The organism is Citrobacter sp. KTE151, assembly GCF_000398845.1.
GTDB lineage: Bacteria > Pseudomonadota > Gammaproteobacteria > Enterobacterales > Enterobacteriaceae > Citrobacter > Citrobacter braakii.
The window spans coordinates 415,667-431,613 of record NZ_KB976059.1 but is presented as its reverse complement, the minus strand read 5'-3'; the positions used below and the strand labels follow the sequence as shown (position 1 = coordinate 431,613).

Below are 15,947 nucleotides of genomic sequence, written 5' to 3'. Positions count from 1 at the left end.
GCTAAAACAGCAAAAAATGCTATTATCCTCATACCTGACGTCAGGTACTCGTTGTTGAAAGGATGAGGATATTTTATGGATCAGGCTGGCATTATTCGCGACCTATTAATCTGGCTGGAAGGTCATCTGGATCAGCCTTTGTCGCTTGACAATGTGGCGGCAAAAGCAGGCTATTCCAAGTGGCACCTGCAGAGAATGTTTAAGGACGTGACGGGCCATGCTATTGGCGCCTATATCCGCGCCCGTCGTTTATCGAAATCCGCAGTGGCGCTGCGCCTGACTGCACGCCCAATTCTGGATATTGCGCTGCAATATCGCTTTGACTCTCAACAAACCTTTACCCGCGCGTTCAAGAAACAGTTTTCCCAGACGCCTGCGCTGTATCGCCGTTCGCCGGAATGGAGCGCGTTTGGTATTCGCCCGCCTATGCGACTGGGTGAATTTGCCATGCCTGCGCACGAGTTTGTCACGCTGGAAGATACGCAACTGCTTGGCACCACGCAAAGCTATTCCTGCTCGCTGGAGCAGATTTCAGATTTCCGTCATGAAATGCGAATTCAGTTCTGGCGCGACTTCCTTAGCCAGGCTCCTGCGATCCCACCAGTGCTGTACGGGCTGAACGAAACGCGTCCGAGCCTCGAAAAAGATGATGAGCAGGAAGTGTTTTACACCACAGCACTGACGCCGGAACAGGCCAATGGTTATGTGCCGTCGGCACAGCCTATCCTGCTACAGGGCGGCGAGTATGTGATGTTTACCTATGAAGGGCTGGGGACCGGTGTACAGGAGTTTATCCTGACGGTTTACGGCACATGCATGCCAATGCTGAACCTGACGCGCCGTAAAGGGCAGGATATCGAGCGATACTACCCGGCAGAAGATGCCAAAGCGGGAGATCGCCCGATCAACCTGCGCTGCGAATTCCTGATTCCGATTCGCCGCTAGCGCTGCAGTTCGTCTAACGCAGGGGCGTCCAGATGTGAGATGTCCCCTGCCGTTTCAACTACCCATCCCGGCGCAAGCCACAAACTTTCCTGGTAATCGACGCGAGAAATAGAACAGTTGCGCAGACGCAGGCGACGTTCAGCCCATGCCGGTAACCCCAGAATCGTACTCACCAGACAACCCAGTGCAATACCGTGACTGACCAGCAGCGGACGACTCCCTGGCGGCAACTCCAGACAGGATGCCAGCGCCGCGTGGACGCGATCGCTCAGTTCCTGCATCGATTCCCCTTCAGGAATACGCCCCTCCACCGTACCGTTCACCAACTGGCGACGCCAGCCCTCTTCTTCCGACGTCAGCGTATCGATATGGCGTTGCTCCAGCACGCCCATATTCAGCTCGCGCAAACGTGAGTCATAGGTGATATCACAGCCACAGGCCTGGGCGATGATTTCTGCGGTGCGTCGTGTACGACCTAAATCGCTGCTGATGACATGCGTAATACCAAACGTGCGGGCGCGTTCGCCCACCTGCATGGCTTGCTGTTCACCTTTAGCGGTCAGTGGGCTGTCTGACTGGCCTTGAATACGTCGCTCGGCGTTCCACTGCGTTTCGCCATGGCGAACAAGGTATACCTGTAACATGCTTTTTTTCCGTTATACTGCGATGCGATGAATTTTCAAACTGAGCTTAATTATGCACAAGGTTATCTCTGCGACCACCAATCCTGCCAAAATTCAGGCAATTCTGCGGGCATTTGAAGAGATTTTCGGGGAAGGATCCTGCCATATTGAACCCGTCGCCGTCGAGAGTGGCGTGCCGGAACAACCTTTCGGAAACCAGGAAACGCGCACTGGCGCACGAAATCGCGTTGATAATGCGCGCCGTCTGCACCCGCAGGCTGATTTCTGGGTCGCTATTGAAGCGGGAATTGACGACGATGCGACCTTCAGTTGGGTGGTGATTGATAATGGCGTCCAGCGCGGCGAAGCCCGTTCAGCCACGCTGCCATTGCCAGCTGTCATTCTCGACAGAGTCCGTCAAGGCGAAGCGCTCGGTCCGGTGATGTCGGACTACACGGGTATTGATGAGATTGGCCGCAAAGAGGGCGCAATCGGCGTCTTTACCGCGGGCAAGCTGACGCGCTCAAGCGTATACCACCAGGCGGTGATTCTGGCGCTCAGCCCATTTCATAACGCAGTGTATTTATAGCATTGTGCCGGATGGCGGCTTCGCCTTATCCGGCCACAACCGCGCCACATCCTTAGGCCTGATAAGCGAAGTGCCATCAGGCATTTTTTAGCAGCACCTGCTCCAGCCAATGACGCAGATCCACCGGTGCGGATTTGAGGCTGTTCGACCCCCGTGTAATGGTGGCGATCCCCGCCCCGAGCTCGTTTTTAAGCTCGCGCTGACTCATCTCGCCGCGCAGCAGCTCTTCAATGATACGCACGCGCGTGCCCAGCGCTTCGCGCTCATCCGGCGTTAACATCAAATTGAGCAGGGGCAGGTGTAAGTCTTGTTCATAGGCGTGTTTAAGCAGATCGACAAAACGTAACCACTCCTGGTGACGCTGTTCTGCCATCTCTGCCGAATAGGGTGATTGCTGAGTCATAAGTTATCGCCATCGTTGCGGGGGAAGCGTGCTTGCCTCCCCCTTTTGTACTCTTTAACGAGTACGATAGCATAACACAACCGACACGATCAGTAACGACGTTGCCATTCTGCGTCGCTCATCAACTCCGGTTTGTCACCGAGGAAATAGCGATAGTACGCATCATAAGCCAGCACGTTCTTCACGTAGCCACGCGTCTCAGAGAATGGAATGCTTTCGACAAACGCGACAGCATCGATACGACCCGCGCTATTGCCAAGCCAGGTGCGAACGCGCCCCGGTCCAGCGTTATAGGCCGCCGACGCAAAAATGCGGTTATTGCCGAATTGCTGATAGACATACTGTAAATAGCTGGTACCAATGTTGATGTTGGTATCAGGATCCAGTAGTTGGCTCGGGCTGCTGTAACCTGGAATCGAGAACATTTTCACCGTATGCGTCGCCGTACCCGGCATAATCTGCATCAGCCCGCTGGCACCAACCGGCGATTTCACTTTCGGGTTCCAGGCGCTTTCCTGACGCGCTATCGCCATCGCATAGCTTGGCGGAATATCCTTGCCGCTGGTGTAGCGTGTAAACAGATCCTTGTAGGCCAGTGGGAAACGCTCTTCCAGATGATCCCACAGCTTACCGGCGATCGTCGCTTGTACGCTCAGATCCCACCAGTGATTGTTGAACGCATAACGCGCCAGCTGAGCCTGCTCAGACTTCGTGCGACTGGTGACCAGATTCGCCCATTCACTGCGCGCGGTATTGTCCAGGTTCCAGTACATTAGCTCGCGCACACGTGCCATTTCCGGTCCCTGAGTCAGCGCAGAGTCAACGTTTGCCGGGGCTTTATCCACTTTCAGCTCGTACTCTTCACCCAGACGCTGTGCCGCCACCATCGGATAGAAACCGCGCTGCTGCATGAGCTGATGCAGAATCTCTTTGGCTTCCGCCTCACGCCCGCGCTCAAGCAGCAGATCCGCCTGCCAGTAACGCCACTCATCTTTCTCTTTTGCTTCCATTGGCAGACGCGCCAGCCAGGTATTCAGACCACGACGATCGCCGGTTCCCAGCGCCATGCGCACACGGCGCTCCACAAGCGAGGTGGAATTCGAGCGCATAATGGCGTCATCGCGCCATTTGGCCTGCTCATCGGTAACGTCATTGCCCATCAGACGCCAGGCGACGATGTCGCGCAGCTCCTGGGTTTGCTCGTCATTCAGCTGTTGCGCCTGCGCCAGAGACGGGATCATCAGGCGGGCATTTTCCGCATCCTGACGCGCCACGCTGGAAAAAGCCACCGCCGCCATCTGTCGGGTGAAATCCGTCGCGCCAGTGGTGCGTGCAAAGGTCATCACCGAATTCGGATCGTTGGCCAGCGCGATGATCGCCGAAGCGATAGTTTGGTATTGCGCGGGCATTTGTCCAGCCAACGCCGTGACCAGACCGGTATTCCCGGCTTTCATCGCCAGACGAATACGCTCCAGATACGCCAGCGGATCCTGAGTTCCTGAGGCGCGCCATACGCCGAATAATTTGTCACAGGCGTTCGGCTGGCTTTTCCCACTCAACCACAGTTCTTTCGCGCCCTGCCAGGCCTCTTCGGTTTGCCCGGTGCTCCATTTCGCAAAGTAATAGTTGCATTGCGCTTCCGTGGTACCCGGTTTTTCTGGGCTGAACGCCAGTAGTCCACGCCAGTCCTCCCGTCGCGCCAGTTCATTCACGAAACGTGATTGCAGAGTACGCGCGGGGGGCAGCGTCGGGTTGGCGCGCACAAAATTGGTAACGGTAATGGTGGGCTGATTCATCAGATCGTCAGTAATCTGACGATATTCCAGATAAGGATACAGAGGATAATTCTTCAGGCCGGGCATCATCTGCTCTACGATATCCATCTGTCGGTTATCCCAGGCCTGTTTAATTTGCGCATAGCGACTGCGCTGCTCATCCAGGGAATCGGCTCGCGCCACTTGACTGACCGTCAGCAGACATACGCTGGCCGCCAGCAGGCGCCAGGTAAATTGATTGGCTTTGTCCACAAGCTCTTCCTCTTCTCATGTTACGTCTGTGCAGCATCATGCCGCTTAATTAGTTCATGCTAACCAGACATTGCAGAATGCGCCACGTCACGGACACTTTTTTACTTTTGTTGCGAGTGAGATCTGCTGGCTGGGATTGGGCAATGAAAAAGGCTACACTTCGCCCTTGATAACTATTTACCAATAATTAGCCCTAAATAATTCAAGTTGCAGCAAGGCGGCGAGGGAGTAAATCCCCTGAGCGTACAAAGTGCGTGACTGGGGGGAACGACAAATCTGTCAGGAACAGATTTGAACGCTGCGGAGCAGCGGCCCGCAAGGGCGAGGCTCATGGATGAGCCGAGTAACTCACAGCCAACGCATCTGCGACTTGAAGTATGACGGGATAAATAAAGAGGCGAGTCCAACGTGGCCCAATTTGTTTATACCATGCATCGTGTCGGCAAAGTCGTTCCGCCGAAACGTCATATTCTTAAAAACATCTCACTGAGCTTCTTCCCTGGCGCCAAAATCGGTGTTCTTGGTCTGAACGGCGCGGGTAAATCGACCCTGCTGCGCATCATGGCCGGCATTGATACCGATATCGAAGGTGAAGCTCGCCCACAGCCTGGCATTAAAATCGGTTACCTGCCGCAGGAACCGAAACTGAACCCGGAACATACCGTTCGTGAATCCGTGGAAGAAGCGGTTGCCGAAGTGGTTAACGCGCTGAAAGGTCTGGATGAAGTGTACGCAAAGTACGCCGAGCCGGACGCCGACTTCGATAAACTCGCTGCGCAACAGGGCAAGTTTGAAGAGATCATTCAGGCACACGACGGTCATAACCTGAACGTGCAGCTTGAGCGTGCCGCTGACGCCCTGCGTCTGCCGGACTGGGACGCTAAAATTGAGAACCTCTCCGGTGGTGAACGCCGCCGCGTCGCGCTGTGCCGCCTGCTGCTGGAAAAACCAGACATGCTGCTGCTCGACGAGCCGACTAACCACCTGGACGCCGAATCCGTTGCGTGGCTGGAACGCTTCCTGCACGACTTCGAAGGCACCGTGGTGGCGATTACCCACGACCGTTACTTCCTAGACAACGTTGCGGGCTGGATTCTGGAGCTTGACCGCGGCGAAGGTATTCCATGGGAAGGCAACTACTCCTCCTGGCTGGAGCAGAAAGATCAGCGTCTGGCGCAGGAAGCGTCTCAGGAAGCGGCTCGCCGTAAATCCATTGAGAAAGAGCTGGAGTGGGTGCGTCAGGGCGCTAAAGGCCGTCAGTCTAAGGGTAAAGCCCGTCTGGCACGCTTTGAAGAGCTGAACAACACCGAATACCAGAAGCGTAACGAAACCAACGAACTGTTTATCCCACCAGGAGCACGTCTGGGTGATAAAGTCGTTGAAGTCACCAATCTGCGTAAATCCTACGGCGATCGCGTTCTGATTGACGACCTGAGCTTCTCCGTACCGAAAGGCGCCATCGTCGGCATCATCGGTCCGAACGGCGCGGGTAAATCTACCCTGTTCCGTATGATGTCCGGTCAGGAAAAGCCAGACAGCGGCACCATCACACTAGGTGAAACCGTCAAGCTGGCTTCCGTTGACCAGTTCCGTGACGCCATGGACAACAGCAAAACCGTGTGGGAAGAAGTTTCCGGCGGGCTGGATATCATGAAGATCGGCAACACCGAGATGCCAAGCCGCGCCTACGTAGGCCGCTTCAACTTTAAAGGTGTTGATCAGGGTAAACGCGTAGGCGAACTCTCCGGCGGTGAGCGCGGTCGTCTGCACCTGGCGAAGCTGCTGCAGGTTGGCGGCAACATGCTGCTGCTTGATGAACCAACCAACGACCTGGATATCGAAACCCTGCGCGCGCTGGAAAACGCCCTGCTGGAGTTCCCGGGCTGCGCGATGGTCATCTCGCACGACCGTTGGTTCCTCGACCGTATCGCGACCCACATCCTGGATTACCAGGATGAAGGTAAGGTTGAGTTCTTCGAAGGTAACTTTACCGAATACGAAGAGTACAAGAAACGCACGCTGGGCGCAGATGCGCTGGAGCCGAAGCGTATTAAGTACAAGCGTATTTCGAAGTAATTACCGTTAAGCGCCGGATGGCGGCGTTACGCCTCATCCGGCCTACGAGGTTAGTGCGACTTGTAGGCCGGATAAGCGCAACGCCATCCGGCATTTACGCTATCTCTGCTCGCCCATCAACTCTTTCACCAACTCCACGCAGCGCAGAAATCGACCGTCATAGTCGGGTTCCTGAACGTGCACAAAATTGATATTGTTTTCCTGCAGCATCTCGACCAGCAGCGACTGAAACGCTTTTCTGTCAACCGAACTGCCGAGACTGCGTAAGCCATCCGCCACCCATGGAGTATTGTTCTCCAGCAGGATCACCAGGTCAAAGCGATACTCGTCAATCAGGGCCTGCACAAACGGGTGTTCACGCCCTTCATACTTTTTGCAGAAGGCCTGAGTGGTAACGAAATCGGTGTCGATAAACGCCACTTTATTGGCATACTTGACAGCAAAATCAATGTATTGGGCTTGTCCCAGGGCGATTTTATCGTAGTCGGAATACTGCAACGCCATCTCATCACCGCCCAAATGGGAGAAGACGTAATCACGCCCATATTCCCACGCACTGGTAGTGTTAAAGATATTGGCGAGCTTGTTCACCAGCGTCGATTTTCCGCTCGACTCTCCGCCGAGGATCGCCACGGTGCGCACGAAAAACGGCTTCACTTCTGTAGGAATATACTCCCAGTAGCGAAACGGGTTCTCACGGATTTGCCCGCCGCTGATGTTCATAAACGTTCGTTTGGGATCCACCAGCACGGTTTCGATCCCCAGATGTTCCAGATACTGCGGGGCATCTGACTCTTCAGAGGTGTAAATCCAGTTAGGCTGGATCCCTTTCTCCTGCATAAACGTTTTGATCCCGTTGCTCCACACATCCCAACCGTGTGGATACGGCTCCATACCCTCTTCGTTGAAGGCGTGAATACGGATATTTTTCTGATACTTAAAGGTTTGCAGCAGCCAGCGTAGACGATCGGGCACCGTGGGCTGTTGCGACATAGCGCTGTCTTCAAACAGGCTGCGATCGCGCGTGTCGTCATACCCCATGATGATATGCAGTTCATCGACCTGACTACACGCGCGCTGGATAAGATAGATATGGCCGGTATGCAGCGGATAAAACTTACCGAATACCACACCGATATTCTTCTGCTGGCGCGGAAACTCCAGCCCGAGAAACCGGTGCAACGCCTCCAGCTTTTGCGCGCTGGGACTTTTAATTTTGGCATTCAGCAGTTGACTTAAATATCCCTTGGTCATGCCACTGGCATCTGCCACCTGTTGCAGGGTACAGCCCTTTTGCTTAATGGCAGTTTTCAGATAATCAAATGACACAAGAGCCTCCTGCTGTAAAAATAAACGTAATACCCAATACCGCCGGAAAGACGACGGGTATTTTATTATAGGTCGTCAAACACGCTTAAAGCATCCGTAAGCTTCTTAACGCCAAAGACCTGCATCCCTTCCGGCACTTTTTTCGGCACGTTGGCGGCAGGAACAATCGCCCGACGAAAGCCGTGCTTCGCCGCTTCTGAAATACGCTCCTGGCCGCTGGGTACCGGACGGATTTCACCCGCCAGTCCCACTTCGCCAAAGACCACTAAGTCCTGCGGCAGCGGTCGGTCGCGCAGGCTGGAAACCATTGCCAGTAGCAGTGCCAGATCGGCGCTGGTTTCGGTAACCTTCACGCCGCCAACCACGTTGACGAACACGTCCTGATCCGCCATCTGCAAGCCGCCGTGACGATGCAGCACGGCCAGCAGAATCGCCAGACGGTTCTGCTCCAGACCGACCGCCACACGACGCGGATTCGCCATCATCGAATGGTCGACCAGCGCCTGAATCTCCACCAGCAACGGGCGCGTGCCTTCCCAGACCACCATCACCGAACTGCCGGAGGTGACTTCATCGCCACGGCTTAAGAAGATAGCGGAAGGGTTGCTGACTTCACGCAGCCCCTGTTCGGTCATGGCAAAGACGCCCAGTTCATTCACCGCGCCAAAGCGGTTTTTATGGCTACGCAGAGTACGGAAACGAGAATCGGCGTCGCCGTCGAGCAGCACCGAGCAGTCAATACAGTGCTCCAGCACCTTTGGACCGGCCAGCGAGCCGTCTTTGGTGACGTGGCCGACCATGACAATCGCCACGCCGCGCGTTTTGGCGAAGCGGGTCAGGTAAGCCGCGGTTTCGCGCACCTGTGCCACGCTGCCCGGCGAAGACTGAATATCCGCCATGTGCATCACCTGAATGGAGTCGATAACCATCAGCCTCGGCTGTTCTTCTTCGGCAATCAGGCAAATTTGTTCGATGCTGGTTTCCGACAGCATGTTCAGATTCGCCGTCGGCAGACCGAGTCGATGCGCGCGCATCGCCACCTGTTGCAAAGACTCTTCGCCGGTGACGTACAGGGTTTTCATCTGCTCAGCGAGCTTGCACAGCGTTTGCAGCAGCAGCGTTGATTTCCCTGCGCCGGGGTTACCGCCAATCAGGATGGCGCTGCCGGGCACCACACCGCCGCCCAGCACGCGGTCAAACTCTTTAAATCCGGTGGAAAAACGCGGCAACTCTTCAAGGCTGATATCAGACAGCTTCTGCACTTTTGCGATGCCCGCATTCCCGGCATAGCCGCTGAGCCGCTCGTTACGCGCCACCGTTGGTGACGCAGCAAGGCGTACCTCGGTAATGGTGTTCCAGGCCTGACAGGCGCTGCATTGCCCTTGCCAGCGCGGGTAATCGGCCCCGCATTCGTTACAAACAAAGGCGCGTTTTGGAGCTTTGGCCACGTTTTACCTCTTTCGTTAGCGCGTTTACCGGACAGCGTGGGCGCTTATCCGGCCTACGGTCACTTTGCCATCAGGCAATTAAATCATTTCTGGTTCATGCTGCCAGAGAGAATGCAGAACACGCCCATCAGGTCAGCGTGACGGATCGTAATCTCCGTCTTTTCATTCACTTTGGGTTTGGCATGATACGCTATACCCAGTCCAGCCGTTTTGATCATCGGCAGATCGTTGGCGCCATCGCCGATCGCCACCGTCTGCGCCATTGGGATCTCATACTCCTGCGCCAGGCGAGTCAGGGTGTTGGCTTTGTACTGCGCATCGACGATATCGCCGATCACGTTGCCGGTGAATTTACCGTCCATGATCTCCAGCTCGTTTGCCACAGCCGCCGTCAGACGTAGTTTGTTACGCAGATAATCGGCAAAGAAGGTAAAACCGCCGGAGGCAATTGCCACTTTCCAGCCGAGCGTTTCCAGTTTTAACACCAGCTGAGTCAGGCCAGGCATCAGTGGTAGCGTTTCGCGCACCTGGTGCAAAATATTGGCATCAGCGCCCTTCAACGTCGCCACGCGGCTGCGCAAGCTGGCGGTAAAGTCCAGCTCGCCGCGCATCGCGCGTTCGGTGACTTCGGCAACCATTTCGCCGGTTCCCGCCAGTTTGGCAATTTCATCAATACACTCGATCTGGATAGCCGTTGAATCCATGTCCATCACCAGCAAACCCGGCGTGCGCAAATGCGGAATTTTACCCAGTGGCGCAACATCCAGTTTGGCATCATGCGCCAGTTTTGCCGCACGCGGCGTTAACGAGCCCGCCAGACGAATCACCTGATAATCCTCAACGCACCACGCCGCCACGATCACCATCGCCGCACCCAGTTTGCTCTGGTATTGCGTTAACCGTTGTTTATCCAGCCCACGACCATACAGCAGCCAGCCACTGCGGCCCGCGTGGTAATCCAGCGGCATGACTTCATCACCGCTTAAAGAGAGAGGCAGACCTGGCCACAGAGAAACATCTTCAGGTAGATCGCACCAGGTAATGTTAGGCATTAAAGCTCCTGTAAAATCGTTCGGGTCGGAATCATCAGGGGAAAATAACGCATGAGGCTACCCTGTAACCAGCGCTTCTGGCAACATTAAGTCTCAAATTTTCAGCAGGTGGAATATGGCTCGCACAAAACTGAAATTCCGACTTCATCGTGCAGTGATTGTATTGTCCTGCCTTGCGCTGCTCGTTGCTCTGATGCAGGGCGCGTCCTGGTTTAGTCAAAGCCACCAACAGCAGCGTAATCCGCAGCTCGAAGAGCTGGCGCGCACGCTGGCTCGCCAGGTCTCCTTGAACGTCGCCCCGCTGATGCGTACCGAAACGCCGGATGAAAAGCGCATTAAAGCGGTACTCTCGCAGCTCACGGAAAGTAGCCGTATTCTGGATGCGGGGGTCTACGATGAACAGGGAGACCTGATTACACGCACCGGTGAGAGCGTCAACGTTCGAGACCGACTGGCGTTGGACGGCAAAAAAGCCGGGGGCTATTTTAACCAGCAGATTGTCGAGCCCATTCAGGGAAGAAATGGTCCGCTGGGCTATCTACGCCTGACGCTGGATACCCACACGCTCGCCACCGAAGCCAAGCAGGTGGATAACACCACCAACATCTTACGCCTAATGCTGCTTCTGTCACTGGCAATTGGCGTGGTGCTCACCCGTACCTTATTGCAAGGCAAGCGCACCCGCTGGCAGCAATCCCCTTTCCTGCTGACCGCCAACAAACCGGTACAGGAAGAAGACAACGAGAAGAAAGAGTAATAACAGAAAGGAAATCGACCATGACGACACTACGCCTGCTTATCTCAGACTCTTACGATCCGTGGTTTAACCTCGCGGTGGAAGAGTGCATTTTTCGCCAGATGCCCGCCACGCAGCGCGTCCTGTTCTTGTGGCGTAACGCCGATACGGTGGTGATTGGCCGGGCGCAAAACCCGTGGAAAGAGTGTAATACCCGCCGTATGGAAGAAGACAACGTGCGGCTCGCCCGTCGCAGCAGCGGCGGCGGCGCGGTGTTCCATGACTTAGGCAATACCTGCTTTACCTTTATGGCCGGTAAACCGGAGTACGACAAAACCATCTCTACCGCTATTGTCCTCCATGCCCTGAACGCGCTGGGCGTAGACGCCGACGCCTCCGGGCGTAACGATCTGGTCGTGAAAACGCCTGACGGCGATCGCAAAGTTTCCGGCTCTGCTTATCGGGAAACGAAAGACCGCGGATTCCACCACGGCACGCTGTTGTTGAACGCCGATCTCAGCCGCCTGGCAAACTATCTCAATCCGGATAAAAAGAAACTCGCCGCCAAAGGCATCACCTCGGTTCGCTCACGCGTAGCGAATCTAACGGAGCTGTTGCCGGGCATCACCCATCAACAGGTCTGTCAGGCCATCACGGAAGCCTTTTTTGCCCACTACGGCGAACGTGTCGAAGCGGAAATTATCTCGCCGGACAAAACCCCGGATCTGCCGAACTTTGCCGAAACCTTTGCCCGTCAGAGCAGTTGGGAGTGGAATTTTGGTCAGGCGCCCGCTTTCTCGCATCTTCTGGACGAGCGTTTCACCTGGGGCGGCGTTGAGCTGCATTTCGACGTGGAAAAAGGTCATATCACCCGTACGCAGGTCTTTACCGACAGCCTCAATCCCGCGCCGTTAGAAGCGCTGGCGGGTCGTCTGCAGGGGTGTTTGTACCGTGCGGATATGCTGCAACAGGAGTGCGAAGCGCTGCTGGTTGATTTCCCACAGCAGGAGAAAGAGTTACGCGAGCTGTCAGCGTGGATTGCCAGTGCAGTGAGCTAAACGCTGGCCTGAAAATGCCGGATGGCGGTCCGGCATACATCGATTGTATGCCCGGTAAGCGCAGCGCTACCGGGCATCACAACACTTACTCTTTATCGCCCAGCAGAACGGATTCCAGTGCGATTTTGATCATGTCGTTGAAGGTCGTCTGACGTTCAGCGGCAGTGGTCTGCTCGTGAGTACGGATATGGTCGGACACGGTGCAGATGGTCAGCGCTTTCGCACCAAACTCAGCCGCAACGCCGTAGATACCCGCCGCTTCCATTTCCACGCCCAGCACGCCGTATTTTTCCATTACGTCGAACATTTCGCCGTCCGGAGAGTAGAACAGGTCAGCGGAGAACAGGTTGCCCACGCGCGCGTCTACGCCCAGCGCTTTTGCCGCATCAACTGCATTACGCACCATGTCGAAGTCAGCGATAGCTGCGAAGTCATGATCTTTAAAACGGATACGGTTTACTTTGGAGTCGGTGCAGGCGCCCATACCGATAACCACGTCACGCAGTTTAACGTCCATACGCACAGCGCCGCAGGAGCCTACGCGAATGATTTTCTTCACGCCAAAATCGGTGATCAGCTCTTTGGTGTAGATAGAGCAGGACGGGATACCCATCCCGTGACCCATAACGGAGATCTTACGGCCTTTGTAAGTACCGGTGAAACCTAACATGCCGCGAACGTTGTTCACTTCACGAACATCTTCGAGGAAAGTTTCAGCAATATGCTTTGCGCGCAGCGGGTCGCCCGGCATCAATACGACGTCAGCGAAATCACCCATTTCTGCATTAATATGTGGAGTTGCCATCTTCAGTTCCCTTTTGATTTATTGTTTTTGTCGGGGGGGTAGCAATGCCTTACCCAACCGACAAAACGAATTCAAATACCCTAAGGATTTCGCGTTGTAGGAAGGCGACGAATTCGGAACCCCCGGGAGCATAGATTACCTATGTGACCGGGGTGAGCGAATGAAGTCAACGCATCTACAGCGCGAAAGACAACGGGTATCACAGCATGTTTTTACCGTAGTCCATCGGCGATGTACCAAAGTAGCTCGCCAGCGTCTGGCCAATATCCGCGAAAGTTTCACGGTGGCCTAAAGAACCTGGTTTCACTTTCGGGCCGTAAACCAGCACCGGAATGTGCTCACGGGTGTGGTCAGTGCCGGTCCAGCTCGGGTCACAGCCGTGGTCAGCGGTCAGGATCAGAATGTCATCTTCACCCACCAGTTCCATCAGTTCAGGTAAACGGCGGTCGAACAGTTCCAGACCTGCAGCGTAACCAGCGATATCGCGACGATGTCCCCAGGAAGAGTCGAAATCAACGAAGTTAGTGAAGACGATGGTCTTATCACCCGCTTCTTTCATCTCTTTGATGGTGGCGTCGAACAGCGCGTCCAGGCCGGTAGCTTTCACTTTTTTGGTGATGCCACAGTTAGCGTAGATATCCGCGATTTTACCGACGGAAACCACGTGACCGTCTTTCTCGTCGACCAGTTTCTGCAGCACTGTCGGTGCTGGCGGCTCAACGGCCAGATCGTGACGGTTACCGGTACGCTGGAAATTACCAGCTTTATCACCGATAAACGGACGCGCAATAACACGACCGATGTTGTAACCACCTTCGGTCAGTTCTTCACGAGCGATTTCACACAGTTCGTAGAGTTTATCCAGGCCAAAAGTCTCTTCGTGACAGGCAATCTGGAACACGGAGTCTGCGGAAGTATAGAAAATCGGCTTGCCGGTTTTCATATGCTCTTCACCCAGTTGATCCAGGATCACGGTACCGGAAGAGTGGCAGTTGCCGAGGTAGCCCGGCAGGTTGGCACGTTTGACCAGTTTATCCAGCAGTTCCTGCGGGAAGCTGTTGTCATGATCGGAGAAATAACCCCAGTCAAACAGAACCGGAACACCCGCGATTTCCCAGTGGCCAGACGGCGTGTCTTTCCCGGAAGAGAGTTCATGCGCCCAGGCGTAGGCACCAATCACTTCCGCGTTACCGTCCATACCAGCAGCAATTTTACCGGTAGAACCTTCGTGAGCTTTCACCAGGCCCAGACGGGTCAGGTTAGGCAGATTCAGTGGACCTTTGCGACCCTTGTCAGCTTCGCCTTTCGCACAGGCTTCTGCAATGTGTCCCATAGTGTCTGAGCCTACGTCGCCAAAGCGATCCGCATCTTCAGTCGCACCAATACCAAAGGAGTCCAGCACCATAATAAATGCACGTTTCATCTTGTTCTCCAACATCTGCGCCGCAAAAAAGCGATCAGATCAGTATACAGTTATTCGGTAATACGACGATAGACTGTCGGTGTAATTTCTGGCGCTTTATCGTCAAGGCTAATTGCCGCTTTGACCGCTTTCGCCGCTTCCTGCCAGCTGGCTTCGTCTTTGGCGTGGATCACCGCCAGCGGACGCTGTCCGTCTACGCTGTCGCCCAGACGCGCCATGTCGCTAAAGCCAACGCTGTAATCAATGGTGTCCGAAGCCTGACGACGACCGCCGCCCATGGAAACAACCGCCATTCCCAGCGCACGGGTATCCATAGCGCTGACAAAACCTTCGGTATCAGCATATACCGCTTTGCTGAGCATTGCCGTCGGCAGGTACTTCGCATAATTTTCGACGAAATCGGTCGGGCCTTTCTGCGCTGCAACCATGCGACCAAAAATCTCTGCCGCTTTGCCGTTATCCAGCACCGCCTGCAATTTTGCACGGGCTTCGGCATCATCTTTCGCCAGATTGCCGGAGATCAGCATTTCCACGCACAGCGCCATCGTGACGTCTAACAGACGTGGATTGCGGTATTCACCTGTCAGGAACTGCACCGCTTCGCGGACTTCTACCGCGTTACCTGCGCTGGATGCCAGTACCTGGTTCATATCGGTTAACAGCGCGGTGGTACGTACACCCGCCCCGTTCGCCACGCCGACAATCGCTTCGGCAAGCGCTTCAGAAAGCTCATAGGTCGGCATAAAGGCGCCGCTGCCTACTTTCACATCCATCACCAGCGCATCCAGCCCTTCCGCCAGCTTTTTCGCCAGGATAGAGCCGGTAATCAGCGGGATGGAATCCACCGTCGCGGTAATATCGCGGGTGGCATAAAAACGTTTGTCCGCCGGTGCGAGCGAGCTGGTTTGCCCAATAATCGCCACACCCACGTCTTTAATAATTTCACGGAAACGCGCGTCGTCCGGGAAGATGTCAAACCCTGGGATGGCTTCCAGTTTATCGAGCGTACCGCCGGTATGACCCAGACCACGTCCGGAGATCATCGGAATATAGCCGCCACATGCAGCGACCATCGGGCCTAACATCAGTGACGTTACGTCACCCACGCCGCCGGTAGAGTGTTTATCCACAATCGGGCCGTTCAGTTGCAGGCTTTTCCAGTCCAGCACGGTTCCTGAATCACGCATTGCCATGGTCAGCGAAACACGCTCAGGCATTGTCATATCGTGGAAGAAAATGGTCATCGCCAGGGCGGCGATTTGCCCTTCAGAGATGGTGTTGTCGCGAATCCCATTGATAAAGAAACGAATCTCTTCATCGCTCAGAGCATGACCATCACGTTTTTTACGAATAATTTCTTGTGCGAGAAACATGGTAACCCCCGATAAATCAGGTTAAGTGCAGCGGAAAACCCACTGCAATGAATGATTACT

14 protein-coding genes are annotated in these 15,947 nt (G+C 54.9%); 5 read left to right on the top strand and 9 right to left on the bottom strand.

The genetic code is table 11. The annotated features are described in order from the left end of the window. Positions 1-75: 75 nt before the first annotated feature. On the top strand, positions 76-945 hold the full coding sequence (gene robA / locus WC7_RS22205) for an MDR efflux pump AcrAB transcriptional activator RobA (protein WP_016151620.1): 870 nt from the start codon (positions 76-78) through the stop codon (positions 943-945). On the opposite strand, the gene gpmB is transcribed toward robA, so the two are convergent. After that, complete coding sequence (gene gpmB / locus WC7_RS22210) at positions 942-1,589, bottom strand: 2,3-diphosphoglycerate-dependent phosphoglycerate mutase GpmB (protein ID WP_016151619.1); 648 nt, start codon at positions 1,587-1,589, stop codon at positions 942-944. The two genes, robA and gpmB, sit on opposite strands and share 4 nt — an antisense overlap. 52 nt (positions 1,590-1,641) lie before the next feature. Here gpmB and yjjX point away from each other — a divergent pair, with 52 nt between their 5' ends. After that, the gene (gene yjjX / locus WC7_RS22215) at positions 1,642-2,157 is read left to right on the top strand and encodes an inosine/xanthosine triphosphatase (protein WP_016151618.1); all 516 of its coding nucleotides are present in this window, start codon (positions 1,642-1,644) and stop codon (positions 2,155-2,157) included. A 76-nt stretch (positions 2,158-2,233) separates the two neighbouring features. On the opposite strand, the gene trpR is transcribed toward yjjX, so the two are convergent. Both trpR and sltY read right to left on the bottom strand, forming a co-directional pair. Beyond that, a complete protein-coding gene (trpR, locus tag WC7_RS22220; protein ID WP_019078321.1) occupies positions 2,234-2,560 on the bottom strand; it encodes a trp operon repressor in 327 nt (108 codons plus the stop codon). An 89-nt stretch (positions 2,561-2,649) separates the two neighbouring features. Further along, entirely contained in the window at positions 2,650-4,587 is a 1,938-nt protein-coding gene (gene sltY, locus WC7_RS22225) for a murein transglycosylase (protein ID WP_016151616.1), read from the bottom strand. Positions 4,588-4,995: 408 nt separating this feature from the next. Here sltY and ettA point away from each other — a divergent pair, with 408 nt between their 5' ends. Continuing rightward, positions 4,996-6,663 carry an energy-dependent translational throttle protein EttA gene (gene ettA, locus WC7_RS22230; RefSeq protein WP_016151615.1) on the top strand — a complete coding sequence of 556 codons (1,668 nt, stop codon included), beginning with the start codon at positions 4,996-4,998 and terminating at the stop codon, positions 6,661-6,663. Between the two features lie 99 nt (positions 6,664-6,762). Here ettA and nadR read toward each other — a convergent pair whose 3' ends face one another. The 3 genes from nadR to serB all read right to left on the bottom strand — a co-directional run bounded on the left by nadR (position 6,763) and on the right by serB (position 10,492). Further along, positions 6,763-7,992: a multifunctional transcriptional regulator/nicotinamide-nucleotide adenylyltransferase/ribosylnicotinamide kinase NadR gene (gene nadR / locus WC7_RS22235; RefSeq protein ID WP_016151614.1), complete on the bottom strand. Its 1,230-nt coding sequence runs from the start codon at positions 7,990-7,992 to the stop codon at positions 6,763-6,765. A 65-nt stretch (positions 7,993-8,057) separates the two neighbouring features. Further along, positions 8,058-9,440: a DNA repair protein RadA gene (gene radA, locus WC7_RS22240; protein WP_016151613.1), complete on the bottom strand. Its 1,383-nt coding sequence runs from the start codon at positions 9,438-9,440 to the stop codon at positions 8,058-8,060. An 83-nt stretch (positions 9,441-9,523) separates the two neighbouring features. Beyond that, the gene (serB, locus tag WC7_RS22245) at positions 9,524-10,492 is read right to left on the bottom strand and encodes a phosphoserine phosphatase (RefSeq protein WP_003829946.1); all 969 of its coding nucleotides are present in this window, start codon (positions 10,490-10,492) and stop codon (positions 9,524-9,526) included. A 115-nt stretch (positions 10,493-10,607) separates the two neighbouring features. Between serB and WC7_RS22250 the strand changes: the two genes are divergently transcribed. Both WC7_RS22250 and lplA read left to right on the top strand, forming a co-directional pair. Next, positions 10,608-11,249, top strand: coding sequence for a YtjB family periplasmic protein (locus tag WC7_RS22250; RefSeq protein ID WP_016151612.1), 642 nt, complete (start codon positions 10,608-10,610; stop codon positions 11,247-11,249). Between the two features lie 20 nt (positions 11,250-11,269). Continuing rightward, positions 11,270-12,286 (top strand): lipoate--protein ligase, encoded by a 1,017-nt coding sequence (gene lplA / locus WC7_RS22255; RefSeq protein WP_016151611.1) that lies wholly within the window; start codon positions 11,270-11,272, stop codon positions 12,284-12,286. An 85-nt stretch (positions 12,287-12,371) separates the two neighbouring features. On the opposite strand, the gene deoD is transcribed toward lplA, so the two are convergent. The 3 genes from deoD to deoA all read right to left on the bottom strand — a co-directional run bounded on the left by deoD (position 12,372) and on the right by deoA (position 15,887). Continuing rightward, positions 12,372-13,091, bottom strand: coding sequence for a purine-nucleoside phosphorylase (deoD, locus tag WC7_RS22260; RefSeq protein ID WP_000224864.1), 720 nt, complete (start codon positions 13,089-13,091; stop codon positions 12,372-12,374). Between the two features lie 199 nt (positions 13,092-13,290). Then, positions 13,291-14,514 (bottom strand): phosphopentomutase, encoded by a 1,224-nt coding sequence (deoB, locus tag WC7_RS22265; RefSeq protein WP_016151610.1) that lies wholly within the window; start codon positions 14,512-14,514, stop codon positions 13,291-13,293. Between the two features lie 50 nt (positions 14,515-14,564). Beyond that, positions 14,565-15,887 carry a thymidine phosphorylase gene (gene deoA, locus WC7_RS22270; protein ID WP_016151609.1) on the bottom strand — a complete coding sequence of 441 codons (1,323 nt, stop codon included), beginning with the start codon at positions 15,885-15,887 and terminating at the stop codon, positions 14,565-14,567. Between the last annotated feature and the right edge of the window lie 60 nt (positions 15,888-15,947).

Coding starts and splice junctions, on each gene's coding strand:
- robA (WP_016151620.1), top strand. CDS start 76: ATGGATCAGGCTGGCATTATTCGCGACCTATTAATCTGGCTGGAAGGT.
- gpmB (WP_016151619.1), bottom strand. CDS start 1,589: ATGTTACAGGTATACCTTGTTCGCCATGGCGAAACGCAGTGGAACGCC.
- yjjX (WP_016151618.1), top strand. CDS start 1,642: ATGCACAAGGTTATCTCTGCGACCACCAATCCTGCCAAAATTCAGGCA.
- trpR (WP_019078321.1), bottom strand. CDS start 2,560: ATGACTCAGCAATCACCCTATTCGGCAGAGATGGCAGAACAGCGTCAC.
- serB (WP_003829946.1), bottom strand. CDS start 10,492: ATGCCTAACATTACCTGGTGCGATCTACCTGAAGATGTTTCTCTGTGG.
- WC7_RS22250 (WP_016151612.1), top strand. CDS start 10,608: ATGGCTCGCACAAAACTGAAATTCCGACTTCATCGTGCAGTGATTGTA.
- lplA (WP_016151611.1), top strand. CDS start 11,270: ATGACGACACTACGCCTGCTTATCTCAGACTCTTACGATCCGTGGTTT.
- deoD (WP_000224864.1), bottom strand. CDS start 13,091: ATGGCAACTCCACATATTAATGCAGAAATGGGTGATTTCGCTGACGTC.
- deoB (WP_016151610.1), bottom strand. CDS start 14,514: ATGAAACGTGCATTTATTATGGTGCTGGACTCCTTTGGTATTGGTGCG.
- deoA (WP_016151609.1), bottom strand. CDS start 15,887: ATGTTTCTCGCACAAGAAATTATTCGTAAAAAACGTGATGGTCATGCT.